The sequence below is a fragment of the Thermotomaculum hydrothermale genome (assembly GCF_016592575.1).
GTDB classification, from domain to species: Bacteria; Acidobacteriota; Holophagae; order Thermotomaculales; family Thermotomaculaceae; genus Thermotomaculum; species Thermotomaculum hydrothermale.
Window position 1 is genome coordinate 1,956,820 of sequence record NZ_AP017470.1, and the last position, 16,983, is coordinate 1,973,802.

At 34.9% G+C, this 16,983-nt stretch carries 13 protein-coding genes; all 13 read right to left on the minus strand.

The window, feature by feature from the left end; genetic code table 11:
• Positions 1 to 46: 46 nt before the first annotated feature.
• Positions 47 to 1,924, minus strand: a complete 1,878-nt coding sequence (locus TTHT_RS09100; protein WP_201327660.1) for a DUF3857 domain-containing protein — start codon at positions 1,922 to 1,924, stop codon at positions 47 to 49.
• Complete coding sequence (locus TTHT_RS09105; protein WP_201327661.1) at positions 1,921 to 3,876, minus strand: DUF3857 domain-containing protein; 1,956 nt, start codon at positions 3,874 to 3,876, stop codon at positions 1,921 to 1,923. Before TTHT_RS09105 ends, TTHT_RS09100 begins: the two co-directional genes overlap by 4 nt.
• A 268-nt stretch (positions 3,877 to 4,144) precedes the next feature.
• Complete coding sequence (locus TTHT_RS09110; RefSeq protein WP_201327662.1) at positions 4,145 to 5,071, minus strand: SIR2 family protein; 927 nt, start codon at positions 5,069 to 5,071, stop codon at positions 4,145 to 4,147.
• A 228-nt stretch (positions 5,072 to 5,299) separates the two neighbouring features.
• A complete protein-coding gene (locus tag TTHT_RS09115; RefSeq protein ID WP_201327663.1) occupies positions 5,300 to 5,923 on the minus strand; it encodes a uracil-DNA glycosylase family protein in 624 nt (207 codons plus the stop codon).
• Positions 5,917 to 6,591: a hypothetical protein gene (locus TTHT_RS09120; RefSeq protein ID WP_201327664.1), complete on the minus strand. Its 675-nt coding sequence runs from the start codon at positions 6,589 to 6,591 to the stop codon at positions 5,917 to 5,919. The genes TTHT_RS09115 and TTHT_RS09120 overlap by 7 nt, the downstream gene beginning before the upstream one ends.
• A gap of 140 nt (positions 6,592 to 6,731) precedes the next feature.
• On the minus strand, positions 6,732 to 7,190 hold the full coding sequence (locus TTHT_RS09125; protein ID WP_201327665.1) for a PH domain-containing protein: 459 nt from the start codon (positions 7,188 to 7,190) through the stop codon (positions 6,732 to 6,734).
• A 236-nt stretch (positions 7,191 to 7,426) separates the two neighbouring features.
• Positions 7,427 to 8,116: an IspD/TarI family cytidylyltransferase gene (locus TTHT_RS09130; RefSeq protein ID WP_201327666.1), complete on the minus strand. Its 690-nt coding sequence runs from the start codon at positions 8,114 to 8,116 to the stop codon at positions 7,427 to 7,429.
• Between the two features lie 81 nt (positions 8,117 to 8,197).
• Complete coding sequence (locus tag TTHT_RS09135) at positions 8,198 to 8,941, minus strand: SDR family NAD(P)-dependent oxidoreductase (RefSeq protein WP_201327667.1); 744 nt, start codon at positions 8,939 to 8,941, stop codon at positions 8,198 to 8,200.
• Between the two features lie 8 nt (positions 8,942 to 8,949).
• Positions 8,950 to 11,586, minus strand: coding sequence for a valine--tRNA ligase (locus tag TTHT_RS09140; protein WP_201327668.1), 2,637 nt, complete (start codon positions 11,584 to 11,586; stop codon positions 8,950 to 8,952).
• Between the two features lie 4 nt (positions 11,587 to 11,590).
• On the minus strand, positions 11,591 to 13,288 hold the full coding sequence (locus TTHT_RS09145) for a carbon starvation CstA family protein (protein WP_201327669.1): 1,698 nt from the start codon (positions 13,286 to 13,288) through the stop codon (positions 11,591 to 11,593).
• Between the two features lie 80 nt (positions 13,289 to 13,368).
• The gene (locus TTHT_RS09150; protein WP_201327670.1) at positions 13,369 to 14,457 is read right to left on the minus strand and encodes a mechanosensitive ion channel family protein; all 1,089 of its coding nucleotides are present in this window, start codon (positions 14,455 to 14,457) and stop codon (positions 13,369 to 13,371) included.
• Positions 14,447 to 16,252, minus strand: coding sequence for an AMP-dependent synthetase/ligase (locus TTHT_RS09155; RefSeq protein ID WP_201327671.1), 1,806 nt, complete (start codon positions 16,250 to 16,252; stop codon positions 14,447 to 14,449). Before TTHT_RS09155 ends, TTHT_RS09150 begins: the two co-directional genes overlap by 11 nt.
• 48 nt (positions 16,253 to 16,300) lie before the next feature.
• Positions 16,301 to 16,885 carry a TetR/AcrR family transcriptional regulator gene (locus TTHT_RS09160; RefSeq protein WP_201327672.1) on the minus strand — a complete coding sequence of 195 codons (585 nt, stop codon included), beginning with the start codon at positions 16,883 to 16,885 and terminating at the stop codon, positions 16,301 to 16,303.
• Between the last annotated feature and the right edge of the window lie 98 nt (positions 16,886 to 16,983).

Here is a 16,983-nt window from a genome sequence, read left to right on the forward strand (position 1 = left end):
TGTTTTACAAAAAGCAAGAAAAAACCCCCTTAAAAGGGGGCAATTTCTAATTATTGTTTTTAACAACAATAGGAGATTTTAACGACTTGATATACTTTTTATAAGCCTTTCTGTAACTTTTGTAATCTGAAGAAGGAATTCTCATTGCTTTCCTTACATACACCGCTTTGGCAATTATCTTTCCATTAGAAAACTCAATATGGCGGTTAAAAGAAAAATATTTGTTGTCTATTGACACATCCTGAGGTAATTTAACAATTGTGTAACCATCAGGCAAAACCCATTCGGCATTTCTCTCAAAAGTCAATTTTTTACTAAAAACAATATCAACTTTTCTGGTTCTTTTTCTAAAAGGGTTTTTATATTTACTTGTCATCGGGAAAGGAATTATCAGAATCCCATCTGTTGTTTTTATTCCGTAATCAATTGCACTTACCCAGTAGGTGGTTTCAACGGTATCCAGTCCGTTTTTCACCTCTTCGTCATCCAATTTAGCCCCCATAATTTGGTCCTGAATAAATTCGTTATACTTTTTAGTTTCATTATCCTCATTTATTCCATCTAAAAACCACTTCTCAGAATAGGCTGGCAAACCTTTTTTAAATTCGGCAATTACAAAAGAGGCTGAATTGTTCTTGTTAAGCTTACACTTTGAAACAATTCTCACTTTGTTTTCCTTTTCAGAAAAAACAGGCAATTTAATCAGTTTTCCGCCATCTCCTAAAACAAGCAAACCGTAAGTACCCTGTAACGCAGAAGGGAAAAATGGCGGTTCGGTAATTCTATCAGTAACATCAAAGATTAGATAGGGTGTACCGTCTATTGTTAAATTCTTTAAATTTGCAGTTTCATTATCAAGTTTAACTGCAACAATAACATGGTTGAATTGAATACCGGGGAAATCCGGGTAAACCTGCCCATAAATATACCCTTTAGCCAGAACAGGGTATGCATCAAACCCTAAATTCTTTAGCAGATTTATTGCCAGAAAACTTTTATCCTTACAATCTCCATATTTTCTGTCAATAACGAAACTGCATTTTTTAGGGACAATCCTTCCGTTTCCCAGTTCTATATCAACATAATTGACTTTTTTAGCCACAAAATCGAGAACCTTTTTTACTTTCTCGCTTTTTGACAATTCTCCTGAAAGCTCAATAGAAGATGTGTCTGTAAGATCTAACGAAAGCCTTGCAAGTTGCCAGAATTTTTTCGCAACTTCTTCCCATGAATTTTCATCACCTGTGAAGCATGCAGCAACAACAGGATAGAGGTCAGTTTTAGGTGGCATATTTTTTCTATCTTTTATGTATTCAACATTTTGAATTTTAAAAATATCTCCATCTCTTTTTACAATTCCATTTTTGTCATTCAACACAGCAACCTTTTTTGCACCTTTAACCTCTATTTCACTTTCCAGAATATCTCCGTCCTCTCCGAAGCTTAAAAAATAGTCCTGAAATAAATCCTTCTTTTTAAGCTCAAATTCAAGAATTATCACATCCCCCTTTTCAAGAGAATCAAAGGTAACAACAAGCTTTCGGCTATCATCGACAAAATTCTCACTTAATGCCAGGTCTGTCATATCCTTTATTTTATAACGCTCTCTAACCATTCCTGTGCCATCAAGCCTGTAAACAACTGCCTTCACAACTGTGTCACTGGCATTATAAGGAATTGCAACAGTTGAATAATCAACAGTGCCTTTAATGTTTTCGATTTTTACCATTTTTTTCAAACTGTATAGAACAAAATCACCATCCTTTTCCAATTTTGTTTTTTCGTAAAGAAACCTGACAGGGGCACCGCTATCAGTTTGCCCCTTTATATATTTTACAAAGTAAGGCTTAGCCCAATCAGGCATACTCCTTGCCAAAACAGATATTGAAGCAAACAAACAGAAAATTATTAGAAGTTTTTTCATTCTATCTCCCTTAAAACAACCTTGGGATTTGACGCTGCCAACAATTCGTCAAATAGCGTTTTAAACTGCCAGACAGCTGTTTTGGGATAAACACTATATTTATTCTGCTGGAAAACTTTTACTTTAAATGTTTTAGAATCAAGTTTTGAGTATTCTGTTTTGTAAGAAAACCCGAGACGGCTTACAGTTTTTGCTTCCGGAAGGGTATTTATCTCAATATCTTCAGGGAGATGATAGGTAATTTCACATTTTTGTTGCTCAGGATATTTAAAAATAATCGGCGAATACCTTTTGTCAACGGCAAATGGATTTTCATCATACCTTGGAAACAATAAAGGCTTAAATATCAGGTTATCACCTAATTCCTCAAACTCATAGGGGTAGGAAAAAGAGTATTCAACAATTAGAGGTTTATTATAAACCTTTAGATTTTTTAATTTAAAATCAATTAACTTAGCATCGTCACCAAATTGCTCTTGAATTGTTTGCTCAAAAATTTCTCTTATTTGCTTATCATTTAAAAACAATGCATAACTTTTCAAATTGTAACTTTCATAGAAATTCAAAGTTTCAGTTGCTTTCACTGTCATCTTTTCATCCCCTAATGTAACATCCATAACACTCTCACTTACCGCTTTATCTGCTGGCATATCTTTTATTTTTTCAAAAGAAGCTCCGTTTTCACTAATAAAATAGATTTCAGTATTTCTGGCACCGTAAGGGATATACCCAAAAGGCAGCATCCCTTTGCCAGGAGCAAGGTAATAGCTTTTGCCTCCAACCTCAACCTTTAACAACCATTCTTCAAACTGACTTAATGTTCTCATTGTTCTCAAAAATTTCCCACTATCCCAGGGGACATATAGCCCAATACTTATCTTTGCGTCAGGAATTGCATTTTTTATAAAACAAAGGGTTAATAGATCAATTTGCAGTTCTGTAAGGTAAGGCAAGTTTACAATCTTTTTCACCTTTATATCCGCCTTTGTAACCTTCTTTAAGTATTTTTTTGTTAAATTCTCTCTCTCAGATTTGCTTAACATATAAATAGACTTGTAATGAGTTACAACATAATCATATATATCCTTTAAAATCTGCTCATTGGTTTTTCCCTGTACCCCTATTTCATTTTTCAATATCTTCTTTATTGTCCTATTTGCTTTTAAAAATTTCCTGCCCTGGTAATCGAAAAAGTTAGTTGCTGTTTCCTGCCAATAATAACCGGGGTTAAGCATGTAAGAGGTGTAATAAAAAATAATCTGCTCCCTCAATGAAGAATATGGGTAAGAATAATCTTCTTTGGGAAGCCCTGGAATATCGGTAAACACAATATTAACAATCTTTTTATCCTTCTGTTTATCTTCTGTAATCTTAGGACGCTGGTGCAAATTATCTCCAGTATATCCCCAGGTCATATACGAAGGGGCAATAAACTTCAATTCACATCTTTTAGTATAAACCTCACCCTGAGAATAAAATCTGTTTATTTCCCTTATGTAATCTTTAATTTTGGAAAAAGAATACTCAACTACAGAGCCTTCAACAAGAGAAGGGAAAGCAAAACTAATCTCTACTACTTTTTCTCCCCATTTCTTTGCAACATCTTTTTTTACAATATCAGCATCCTTTAATTTATAAATCTTTCCATCGGGAGACCAAACTATTGCTTTTAAGTCCTCTATCTTTTCCTTTTTAGGGTTGTAATAAATCTTTACATTTTTAAGGTCGTCAATCCCTTTTTTGGTAAAAACTTTAAATTTCACATAGTACTCTTCTTTAGATTCTTTTTTTGTATAAGTATCATCTACCACAACCTTCCTTAAAATTACTATTGCATCTTTTCCACCCTTAAAAGGCTCAGGTTTTAAATTTTTGTCAGCATCGGTAATTTCCGCAACACTCTGAAATGCAAATAAAAAAAGAAAGAAAACAAAAAAAATTCCCTTTTTCATGTGACCTCCACAACTTTTAAATATAAAAATTATTTTAAAGAAGGGACTTAAAAATTCAAGTAAAAAATATGAACAATTTTTAAATTTTTAACACAGCTAAGAATCTGTAACAAAAAAGAATGAATTAAAACACTTATAAGCAAAAAACAAGAAAAAACACCGACAAAAAATTAAACCTTTTTCTAATTATAATACAAAAATTTTACCAGCATTTCGGCAATTTGTTTATCTTCTGGTTCGGTGATTTTGATGTTGAAATGCCAGTCTTTTACAGGGAATTTTGAATAGATTTAATTATTTCACCGTATGAACATTCATAGCTATTATCTTTTAACTTATAGGGTTTAATTGTTACCCCATAAGATTTTAAAAGAGAAAGTTTTGCTTTTTCTTGTTTCGTCTTTTTCTCTGAATTTTCAATATAGTGATAAACTGTTTTGCTAATGTTCTCTTTTTTCTGTCTAAGCTTTTCTTTATAAATAGTAAGCCACCATAAATCAATCTCTGTATAATCAAAAGAAAATCCAACTATGTGTACATCACAACCAAGAAAAAGGTCAACCCATGAATATTTTTCATAATTCTTTATTTCATTTATAGAAGCTTTAGGATTTGGAGAGAAAAAAGGAGAAATTATATTTTCGCCATCTTTTCTGGGGATTCCTGTTGTTAGATAATTCCTGATTTTCTGTATATAACCAACATAATGCTCGTGTCCAAACGTAATACTATTAGGAACATCTGCTTCTCCATGAATATGCCACACAAACTTTTCCCCACATTTTCTTCTTCTAAACATACTGTATTTTGTTTCTCTAAAAACATTTGCAGTTCTCATTTTTTCATTACTTTTAATGTTCTCATTTTTAGAATTTTCAATATTATAGTCATAATTTGTTGTTAATATGTGAGTTGCTCCTATATTGCAGAATTTCTCATGAAATTCATTAGGTTTTAAATTTTTAACCAAATTAGCAATTGTTCTCTTCAACTCTATTTCTTTATTATTCTGTGATTTCATTGCCCTTATAGCAATTTCTTCAAAAAGCAAAGTAAAAGGTTTTTCTTTTTTATTCTTTATTACTTTTTGTAAGTTAATTTTCTTTATTAAATCGTCCAGCAAATTCTCCCAGGAATAGTTTGTTTTTAACCTATTGATACCATTACCCAATAGCAATACTTTATCTGTACTCATAAAACTCCCCCTTTATTAAGCATATTTAACTTCCAAACTAAAATTTGCTACCAAAGACTATATTTTACATCTCACAACCGTTAGAATCCGTTTTAGTTCAAGAATCTTTTTAGCCATGCATTAAATTTTTATCAATTATTCCTCTTTAATGTTTTTGCTTGATTTAATATAAACATTAGAAAACCCATCAAGTATAAACAATCTTATAACCTCAATATTTGCTTATTATTAGATATTAGTATCATATAATTTTAACATTCCTTTAATAAAATCTTTTTTGCCACCATAGGAAGGATGACGAATGTAAATTATTTCTTGAAAAGGGAATAATTGGCTTAATACTGCTTCACCAACCCTTCCAATAGCTGCAATCTTTTGAGGTTTAAAGATTTCATAAACCATTTTTAAGTATTTTAGCCCCTCTTCAATTTCCTTTTCCCTTGGCTTTCTGTTACTTTCATCAACCCCTTTTTCATGTGGATGAAATGGAAAAGCATTCCATAAAATAGGTGCTGGTTTGTTGTATTCAATCAAAAAACTCCAGAGTATTGTTGCTGTGTTTTCTGAAACACTTTCTGATTCTTCATGGATTAGGTTAATTTTATCTCTTAATTTTTTGAATATTTCGTGTTGAGAATATCTTATTATAGTTTCACTTGTAAATGGAATTCCTGTCAACCGACATCCCCTGTATCCAGGAGCCTCACCAACCAGGAGAATGCGCGAATTATTTTCTAAAAGATATTCAAAATATAACCTTAAATTATTAAGCATATATTCATTTTGATATGGATTAAATACTTCATTAGATGATTTTTTATTTAACAACATTTCTAACAATTCATTTAACACCCTCTACTGCCTCCATAAAGATATTCAAGCTGCTTAATCCTAAAACCAGTTGATTTCTTCCCCCAGAAACAGTTTTGTTTTACCGGGCACTCATTACATATTTTATTTATCCTGCATCTCCCGGATTTAGTGGTAAGCATTTGCATAATTTTTTGCGTTTCTTTTTGATATTTTTTACTAATATTTTCATGTGAGTTTATTTTAGATTTTAAATTGTTAAGAATTCTATCCATATCATTTTTTATACTGGAATCACCCCAGCTTACAGGGACACCTCTTGCTTTATAATCTATATCAATGCACTTGTCTTTCGGCAAAAGGACTGATTCTGATGCAGAGAATCCTATTCTGGGATATTGAAAAGTATTTCCAACTTTAAAGTAACCTATAATTTTGTTTTTACTATCACCTGAAATATTTGTGTGCCGAGTATAAAAAATCACATACTTTTTGTATTTTGTAGGTTTGGAATTTTTAAGAAAATTTCTAACTTCGCGACAATGGCACCCATCATCGTAAGATAATGTTTCAAATTTAGGGTATTCGTAATGGCCAGTATTTGTTGGATTACACATAAAGAAATCCCGGTGCATTACTTCCTTTGAGAATAAACAACAACCATTCGGCATATCAGGGAGTGAATTATAGTAAAACAAAATCCAAATCATCTTATCATCCCTTTTTTAGTTAAAAGTCAAATTGTTATATATACCTTTACAACATAAAAAAGGTTAAAAAAACAACTCATATAAAATTGAATTAGCACAAATTATGTCAAATATCCTTTAAAAATTAAAATCCTCACATTTCATTGCTTTGACTCTTGAATAGCTGCAATCTGTTCCTGGGCTCTCTTTCTAAATTCAAGCGGTGCTGCTATTTTATGAAAAGGCTCTTTTGTCCCCCCGGAACCAGTTATAATTATGGTTCCAAAATTTAATATCCTCCCCCAAATCCCTTGATTAACACTTATTGCTTCCACTTTAGTTAAAAGTATTTCAAGGGAATGTCTTCGAATAAACCCTACCTTTACAATAATTCTTTTGTTTGTCACAGCAAACTCCGAAGTGGAATATGTTATAAAAGAAAAAAGCCCTTGAAAAATAGCAAGCAGTATAAAAAACCAGCCAAACGGTGCTAACTTATTCATAAAAAAAATAATGGCTATAAGCAAAAATAGCACTGACCAGATAAAAATAATCCAATGCAATTTTGCCTGATATACAAGTTTCTCTCCTGCCAAAAGATTTTTTTCAATATAACTCATATTTTCCCTCCTGTTAGATAAACTAAACTTTATTTAAAATAAGAATTTTTTAGATATGCACCATTTGCTATTCTTTTATTTATTAGCAAGTGATAAATTTTACTTTTCGTAAAAAAATCAAACATCTTTCTGCACCTAATTCGATTTGTTTTTATATAAAGAATTCTAATACTTAACTAATAAAAAAGCAAACGGTTTTTTTAAAAATTAGATAGGCTGGATTATAAATGAAATTATTATTCAGTCTGTAATAACTTTACCAGCATTTCGGCAGTTTCTTTGTCTTCAGGTTCGGTGATTTTGATGTTGAAGTGCCAGTCTTTTATAGGGTAGGGGTTATAGCCGAATTCGGTTAGCATTGTGGATTCATCTGTGTAAAAGATATTTGATTTGTCAAAACAGTCTTTCAATATCCCAAGCCTTGCACCCTGCGGGGTTGTTACAGTTACAAGGTCTTTTCTTATTAGTGTTTCATAAAATCCGTCATCATTTAGCCTTCTTACCGTCCCGCTTATGGGGATAAAGGGCACGGCACAACCTGTTTCAGCAGTTTTTTCAATTATTTTTTTTACAACTTCCAAATTCAAAAAAGGCCTTACTCCGTCGTGAACAATTACAACCTTTGATTTGTCTTCTTCTTTTTCGTAGATAAAGTCAATGGCATTTTTAACAGAATGGAATCTCTCATTTCCCCCTTTAACCAGATAAACAGGAAAAGAAAAATAATTGGTTAAGTATTCGCATTCTTTTTTAAAATCACCTGGATATGTTAAGACACAGTACTGAGGTTTTATTTTAGAGAAAAAGCCTAATGTTAACTCAATAAGCCTTTTGTCCCCTATTTTTTCAAACTGCTTGGGATATGGCTTGCAAAACCTTCTCCCTATTCCCCCAGCCGTGACAATTAAAATGTAATTTCCTTCCATAAAATCTCCAATAAGGCTTGTTTCTTTTTAGATTAACTATTTTTTTCTTTTAAATCAAGTGATAAGAGGGGATTTTAGGGGTTAAAAGACTTTTTTCGCTGTTTTTTTAAGGATAAAATCCCTGACAAATGCAGGCATACAGGATAAAAACCTTAGCACAAAATAAAAGAATTTCGGGAAAGCATACTCTTTTTTGTTTTTTTCAATTGCATACTCAATTTTGTTAAGGGCATAGTCTAACTCCATTAAAAATGGCATTTTGAATTTATTTTTTGCAGTTAACGGGGTTTTTATAAAACCGGGCATTATGTTTATCACTTTAACATTGTGAAAATGCCCTAAGTTTCTCAATGATTCGCAGTATGAGTTTAACGCCCTTTTCGTTGATGAGTATGCAGTTGAAGAGGGGGAGGCAATGATTGAGGCAAGGGAAGAGATTACAACAGCCTTGCCCTTTTTGTTTTCAATCATTTTTTTAACAATTGGCTCTAAAAAGGCGTGTACCCCTAAAACATTTAAGTGGTAGGTTTTTTTAAAGGATTGAAAATCAGGCACCTCAAGGCCATGCCCTGTTGAGGTGCCTGCATTTGCTATTGCAATGTCAATGAAATTTTCTTTCAAAATATCGTTTAGAATTTCCTGAAACTTCTCAAAATCAGTAATGTCAACAGGGTAAATATTCACCCTATCAGGGGCTAATTCTTTCAACTCTTCAAGCTTTTCCTTTCTCCTTGCAAATAGAAAAAGGGTGTGGCCTTTTTTTATGTATCTTTTTGCAAGGCCATAGCCTATTCCACTTGAAGCCCCTGTAATTGCAATATTCATAAACCCCCTTATTTCAAAGCATTCAAATTCTGCAATAGAACCTCGTGTTTTTCTTTTAACTCCCTGAAAATGTTTCTATTCTTTTCAACAACATCTTTTGGCGCTCTTGCAAGGAAGTTTTCATTATTAAGTTTCTTTTCAACCTTTTCCATTTCCTTTTCTATCTTTGCAATCTCTCTTTTAATCCTCTCCCTTTCAGCGTCTTTATCAAGTATGCCCTCAAGAGAGACCCCGATTTCTGTACCCTTTGCCGCAGCCTTTGAGTACATTTTGTTTTCATCAAATTTTTCAACACACTCCAACTTTTCAGCATTGGTTAAAAGTGAAATTAAGTCTTTTTCCCTTTCAATAAGAGATTTAACCTCATCGTTTAACGGAATTAACTCAATCTCAATCTTTCTTGACGGTGGGATTTTTTTCTCAGTTCTAATTCCCCTGATTTTTGAGATTAACTCCTGTAATGTTTCAAATTCATTTTCAGCCTTTTCATCAATCCAATCCTGCCTGAAAACAGGGAATTGCTCAATCGCTATGCTTTCTTTGTGCCCTGGAAGTTTCTGGTACAACTCTTCGGTAATGTATGGCATAAAGGGGTGCAAGAGTTTCAAAACCCTTGAAAGTACAAGCACAAGGAGTTTTTTAACATTTTCCTCACCCTTTAATAGCCTTTTCTTTGTGCTTTCTATGTACCAGTCGCAGAAGTCGTGCCACAAGAAATGGTAAAGGGTGTTTGCCGCTTCGTGAAACCTGAATTTGTCTATGTTTTCGTCAACATTTTTGGTGGCTTTTGAGAGTTTTGAAAGTATCCATTTGTCTGCAAGGGTTAAATTGGAGTAATCAACTGTTGAGGCATCAACGCTTTCATCAATGTTCATTAAAACAAACCTTGTTGCGTTCCATATTTTATTGCAAAAAGCCCTGTAACCGTCAAGCCTTTCCTCTGACAGTGAGATGTCTGTCCCCGGAACAGCCATAATTGAAAGGGTAAACCTTAAAGCGTCTGTTCCAAACTTTTCCATTACTTCCAATGGGTCAATTACATTCCCCTTTGATTTTGACATCTTCTGGCCGTGGGCATCCCTTACAAGTGCGTTAAAGTAAACAGTGTAAAAGGGAACATCTCCCATAAATTTCAACCCCATCATTATCATTCTGGCAACCCAGAAGAAGAGAATGTCAAAGCCTGTTAAGAGAACGCTTGTTGGGTAGAATGTTTTTAAATCATCTGTTTCATCCGGCCAGCCTAATGTTGAGAAAGGCCACAAAGCTGAAGAAAACCAGGTATCTAAAACATCTGTTTCCTGCTCTATATTTTTTGAACCGCATTTTTCGCACGCATCAGGATTAACTTCAGCAACAGTAACATGGCCGCAATCTTTGCAGTACCACGCGGGGATTCTGTGTCCCCACCACAACTGTCTGGAAATACACCAGTCGTGTATGTTTCTCATCCATTCGTAATAGGTTTTTTTCCACTTTTCAGGAACAAATTTAATCTTATCCTCTTCAACAACCTTTAATGCAGGCTCTGCAAGGGGTTTAATCTTAACAAACCACTGGGTTGAAACAGCAGGCTCAATTATTGTTGAACACCTGTCACACTCTCCAACAGCGTGTTTGTGAGGCTCAATCTTTAAAAGAAGGCCTAACTCCTTCATCTTTTCAACAACCTTCTTCCTTGCCTCAAACCTGTCCATCCCTTCAAACTCTTTGCCTGCCGCAGCAGTCATCTTGCCGTGCTTGTCTATTACCTCAATTATGTCAAGATTATGCCTTAATCCGCATTCATAGTCGTTCGGGTCGTGAGCAGGGGTTACCTTTACGCAACCTGTCCCAAATTCTTTATCAACAAAATCGTCTGCAATAACAGGCACTTCTCTATTTACAATTGGAATAATTACAGTTTTGCCAACTAAATCTTTATACCTTTCATCCTCAGGGTGAACGGCAACAGCAGTATCCCCTAACATTGTTTCAGGCCTTGTGGTTGCAACAATAACATACTCCCCTTCCCTGTCTTTTATGGGGTATTTAAAGTGCCACATGTGGCCATCTCTATCCTTATGTTTAACCTCTAAATCAGATATTGCTGTTTCACACCTTGGACACCAGTTTACAATCATTGAGTCTTTGTATATTAAACCCTCTTTGTAAAGGGTAACAAATACCTTTCTCACCGCCCTCGAAAGGCCAGGGTCAAGGGTGAAGCGAAACCTTGTCCAATCAACTGAACAACCTAACTTCCTCAACTGGTTTTTTATTGCGTCTTCGTTTTCCTCTTTCCACTGCCACACTCTTTTCTCAAACTCTTCCCTTCCTAAATCTTTCCTTGTTTTTCCCTCTTTTGCAAGCTGTTTTTCAACAACATTCTGGGTTGCAATTCCAGCGTGGTCAACGCCGGGAAGCCAGAGGGTATTAAACCCCTTCATTCTTTTATACCTGACCACAACATCGTGAAGGGTGTATACAAGTGCATGCCCCATGTGAAGATTTCCTGTAATATTTGGTGGGGGGATTACAACAGAAAAGGGTGGCTTGTCGCTTTTTGCATCAGCAACAAAGTAACCCTTTTTCTCCCACATTTCATACCATTTCTTTTCCGCCTCTTTGTGATTGTAAGCCTTGTCAATTAATATTTTTCCCATTCTATCACCCCGTAATTTCTTTCTTTTTCAACACAAACAATGCCTCAATAACCATCCATATTTCAAGGATAAATACTGATATGCCTATCAAAAGTAAAAGTATATTATGCTTTTTAAAAAAATCAAGGATATTGTAAACCATGGCAAAGCCTGTCATCAAAATCATAAACACCATCGGGGTTGCAACATAAATCAAAGGTGCTTTTTTCTTTTTAAGGTAAACAGTTATTACCAGAAGGGCAAGCCCTGCTAACAGCTGGTTTACTGAGCCAAAGAGAGGCCATAAAATAAGGGCACCTTTACCCCCTTTATTTGAAAAAGCAAGTAAAGCAGCGGTTGCAACCGCAATAAATGTTGCAATGTACTTGTTAGAGAGTGCCTTAACCTTGTAATCAAGGGCTAACTCTGAAATAACATACCGTTGAATCCTTGACGCTGTATCAAGCGTTGTATTTGCAAAAGAAACTAAAAACACACCTAAAATAGTAGCAGAAAGATTTTTAGGAATTCCTAATTTTTCAATCATATTTACTGCTCCTGTAACAAAGGCGGCAAGCTTTGCCCCCAACCCTTTAATTGCAGTCCAGGAAAGATAATGGTGCATATAGGCTTCTTTCCCGGTTAAAACAATCCCGTTTGCTCCGTGGGTGCCAAGCCCTATACCTGCAATGCAGGCAACAATAACAAGCATTGCAAGAAAACCCTCGGCAAGCATTCCCCCGTAACCTATAAAAACTGCATCGCTTTCCTTTTCAATCTGCTTTGAGGTTGTCCCTGAAGCAACAAGGGAGTGGAAGCCTGAAATTGCCCCGCAGGCAATAATTATAAATAGAAATGGAAACATTGGGGGAGCGCCCTGGGGGTGAAGCCTTAAAGCAGGGGCAACAATTTTAGGATGAGCAACAAAAACAGCAAGGGCCATTAAAACCAAAATCAAAATCAATTGCAAAGCGTTTATAAAGTCTCTTGGCTGCAACAATACCCACACTGGCAAAACAGACGCAATAAAGCAATATATAAAGAGGATTATCATCCATACCTCTGTGCCGCTTAAACCAAACATCGACGGCATTTTTACAGGGTAATAAGTTCCAAAGTAAATTGTAATGTACATAAGGATAATTGCTATTAGAGAGGCTATGTAAATGTTTCCATTTTTTTTGTAAACATAAAAGCCAACACCCATTGAAATTGGAATCTGAAGCCAAACAGGCCAAACAGAGCCGGGATACATGGTAAAAAGTATTGCAATAATCAGGGCAAAAACCGCAATCACCATCCACAGTTCAAAGAAAATTATAAGGAGAAACAAAAGCCTTGTCCTTCTATTGATAAGCCTTGTGGTAATTTCCCCTATTGAGTTTCCCTTATTTCTCATTGAAACAACAACAGAGCCTAAATCGTGTATTGCACCCATAAAGATAGAACCCAATATAACCCAGAGCATAGCAGGGATAAAGCCCCAGATTACTGCTATTGTTGGCCCGACAATAGGACCAAGTCCTGCAATTGAGGTAAAGTGGTGGCCAAAAAGTATTTCTTTTTTGGTGGGGATATAGTCTATATCATCTCTTAAATAGTGCGCTGGGGTTGTATTTTCATTATTCAACTTAAAAAGCTTTTTCCCTAAGAACTTTCCGTAAAGGTTGTACGCAATAATATAAAGAATAAATGTGAGGGCAACTATTGCAATTGAGTTCATTTTATCCCCCTTTTCAAAGATACAATCACTTTATTTTACTGCATTAGAGGAAAATAATAAAGGCAGGGATAAAGGGTTTATCAATTCTTCTCTGGTGTTTTTTCAATGTAAATGCTTTGAGATGGAAAGGCGAAGTTTACGCCCTCTTTTTGAAGCAATTTCATAATTGAGAGGTTGAACTCTTCCTTAATTTCAAGGTATCTCTTCCAGTTTGTTGTTGTGGTAAAGCAATAGACAAATATTTCAAGCCAGCTGTCTGCAAATGTGGTGAAATTAACAAGGTAAAAATCGTGTGCTATCTCACTATGCGCTTCAATTAAGGCCTTTATTCCTGAAATCACTGTTTCAACCTTTTCAGGAGGGGTTGAGTATTCCACACCAATTGTAAACTTTATCCTTCTTCTGTCCCTGTTTGAGAAATTCTCAATTGACTCGTTTGCTATTTTAAAGTTTGGAACAGTTATAAGGGATTTTTCAAATGTTCTTATCTTTGTGCTTCTAAAACCTATCTCTTCAACAACACCCTCAACACTTCCCATTTTTACCCAATCCCCTATTTTAAAAGGAGAATCAACAAGAATTACAATTGAACCAAAAAAGTTGGATACAGCGTCCTTTGCAGCAAGGGCAACGGTTAAACCGCCTAAACCTAAAGAGGCAATCAATCCAGAAACAGAATAGCCCATATTCTGAATAAGAAAGAGTATTCCTAAAATAACAGAGACAACCTTTAAAGACTTTCTTGCAACAACTGCAATCTGGTCGTCTAATGAAGATTTGGTTTTTGCCGTCCACTCTGAAAGAAGAATGACAAAAGCATCAATAAGAACAAAACTTAAACGAATTACAACAAAAACAATTAGAAAGAGAAACACATTATCAACAATTTTTTTAAAAAGAGGGTGGCTTATATCTGTTTTAAACAGAGATGCAATTATATAAATTGCAATTACCAGAATAAAAGAGTTAATAACAGGGGGAATATTTTCAGTAAGAAAATCATCACTTTTGGTTTTCGTTTTTCCTGCAATCTTTCCTAAAAGAGAAAAGAACCTGCCAACAACAACCCTTTTCAGAAAAAAAGCTAAAAATAAAACAAGAAGGGCTATTAAGCCCTTCCTGACATACTCATTTTGTATAAATTGAGTTAAAAACTCGTTATTCAGCATACAAACTGTCAATAATATCTTTGTATTTTTCGTTTATTACCCTTCTTTTTACCTTCAAAGTAGGTGTTAATTCTCCTCCGTCCTGGGTTAATTCCTGAGGTAGAAGCGCAAACTTTTTAATCTGCTCATACCTTGCAAGGTCCTGGTTAACCTTATCAACTTCTTTCTGAATTAAATCTTTTACAAGCTGTTTTTCTATTAAATCCTCACGGGAAGTGAAATCAACTGCATTTTGTTTAGCCCATTTTTCAAGCACATCAAAATCAGGCACTATTAAAGCAGAGATATACTTTCTCTTATCCCCTATTAAAACAGCCTGAGTTATGTATTTACTTGCCTTCAAAGCGTTTTCAATAGGCTGAGGAGCAACATTTTTACCGCCTGAGGTAACAATAATTTCCTTTTTCCTGTCTGTAATAACGAGGAATCCGTCTTCATCAATCATTCCTATATCCCCTGTGTGGAACCAGCCGTCCTCATCAATAGCCTCTTTTGTATCTTCAGGCCTTTTATAATATCCCTTCATAACATTTGGGCCTTTGCAAAGGATTTCTCCGTCTTCTGCAATCTTAACCTGAACATTGGGGATAGGAAGGCCAACTGTACCTGGTTTTATTTTGTCAAAAGTGTTAACAGAAATAACTGGTGAGGTTTCAGTTAAACCATATCCTTCAAGAATAATTAAATCGGCAGCAAGGAAAAACTCTGCTATCTCTTTGCCTAAAGGAGCACCACCTGATATAAAAAACCAGAGCCTTCCGCCAGTTTTCTCTTTCAACTTACTGAAAACAAGCTTTTTTGCAAGGTTATACTTAAACTTGAGCATACCAGAGGGTTTCTTGCCTCTAACCCTTAAATCAACGATCTGGGAACCTACATTTTTTGCCCATAAGAATATTTTCTTCTTCAAGCCTCCACCTGACAATGCCGAATCCAGCACCTTGGCATAAATCTTTTCATAAAGCCTTGGGACTGAAACCATACAGGTGGGCTTAACTTCAAGCATATTCTGGGCAACAGTATCAATACTTTCAGCAAAAGCTATGGTTGCACCATTGTACAACATCAGATAGTAGCCAGCCATCCTTTCGAGAGAATGGCTCAAAGGCAGAAAAGAAAGAGCTGTAAGTTTCCCTGGTTTTATCCTTTCCCCTAATACGTGTTTGGTTGAATCAACCACATTGCTAACAAGGTTGTTGTGGGTTAACATAACCCCCTTCGGGTCTCCCGTTGTCCCTGATGTATAAATCAAAGTGAGCAAGTCTTCCGGTTTTCTTGATTGCCATCTCTTTTTATACTCTTCTGAATTTTTTGCTTTATACTCTTTCCCCTTTTCAATAAGCTCGTCAAAAGTCATCACATTTTCTTTATCAACCTTTGTGTTATCCATTACAATTATGTACTTTAAGTTTGGGCAATCTTTCCATACGCTTTCAATTTTTTCATACTGAAGCATATTTTCAACAAATATCCACTCTGCGTCAGAGTCGTTTATAATGTATGCCGCCTGATGCCCTAAAAGTGTAGGATATATTGATGCGGTAACCCCGCCAGAAGTAACAATTCCAAGGTCGGCTAACACCCATTCAAGCCTATTATGAGATATTATTGCCACCTTGGAATCAGGTTTTACCCCTAATGAAATCAACCCATTAGCAAGGTTCTCTACTTTCTCCCTAACTTCCTTACACTTTAACCCGACATACACCCCATCTTTTTTGTACTTAAACATAACATGTTCAGGATGATTGTCCACAAGGTCAAAAAACAAATGACATATAGTCTTAATTTCCATTATCCCCCCCGACAATTTTTGTTAACTTGGTTTTATTTTACTATAACCTTATTTTTTTGCAATACCGTAAACAAAGGTATTTACGAGAATGTCAGCATCTTTTTCAAGTTTGTAATTTTTATTTGCAATTAACCAGGAGGTAACCATTTCATCTATAATTCCAAAAAGGATCTTTGCACAAAAACGGGGGTTTAATTCCTTGAAAAGGCCTTTTTCCTGCCCTTCAAGGATAACTCCTTCTATAATTTTAAAATAATCAGCAAGCCTTGTTTTAGACAATCGTTCCATAAAAACGATGTTATGCCTGAATTCTATTTGAAAAACCATAGCAAGGTCCCTATTTGCCCCTAAATGCTTTAAATGCAAAAATACAATCTTTTTAAGTTTTTCAATTGGATCATGAATATCCTCAAGCAACTTTTTAGACTCTTCTACAAAAACCTGCAATGCTTCATCAAAAATTGCTGAGAGCAGTTCTTCTTTGCTTGAAAAATAGATATATATTGTCCCGTCTGCAACCCCTGCTTCTTTTGCAATTTCAGAGACCCTTGAGTTAAAATAACCATTTCTTGCAAAAATTTTGATTGCGGCATCAATTATTTTTCTCTTTTTTTCTTCTTTTTTTAACTTCATTGGGCACCAACCTTTAATGAATGAACTCTCATTCATTATTAAACCACAAAACATATTATATTTCAAACTATGATATAAAAAAATAAAAAAGTCGTTAT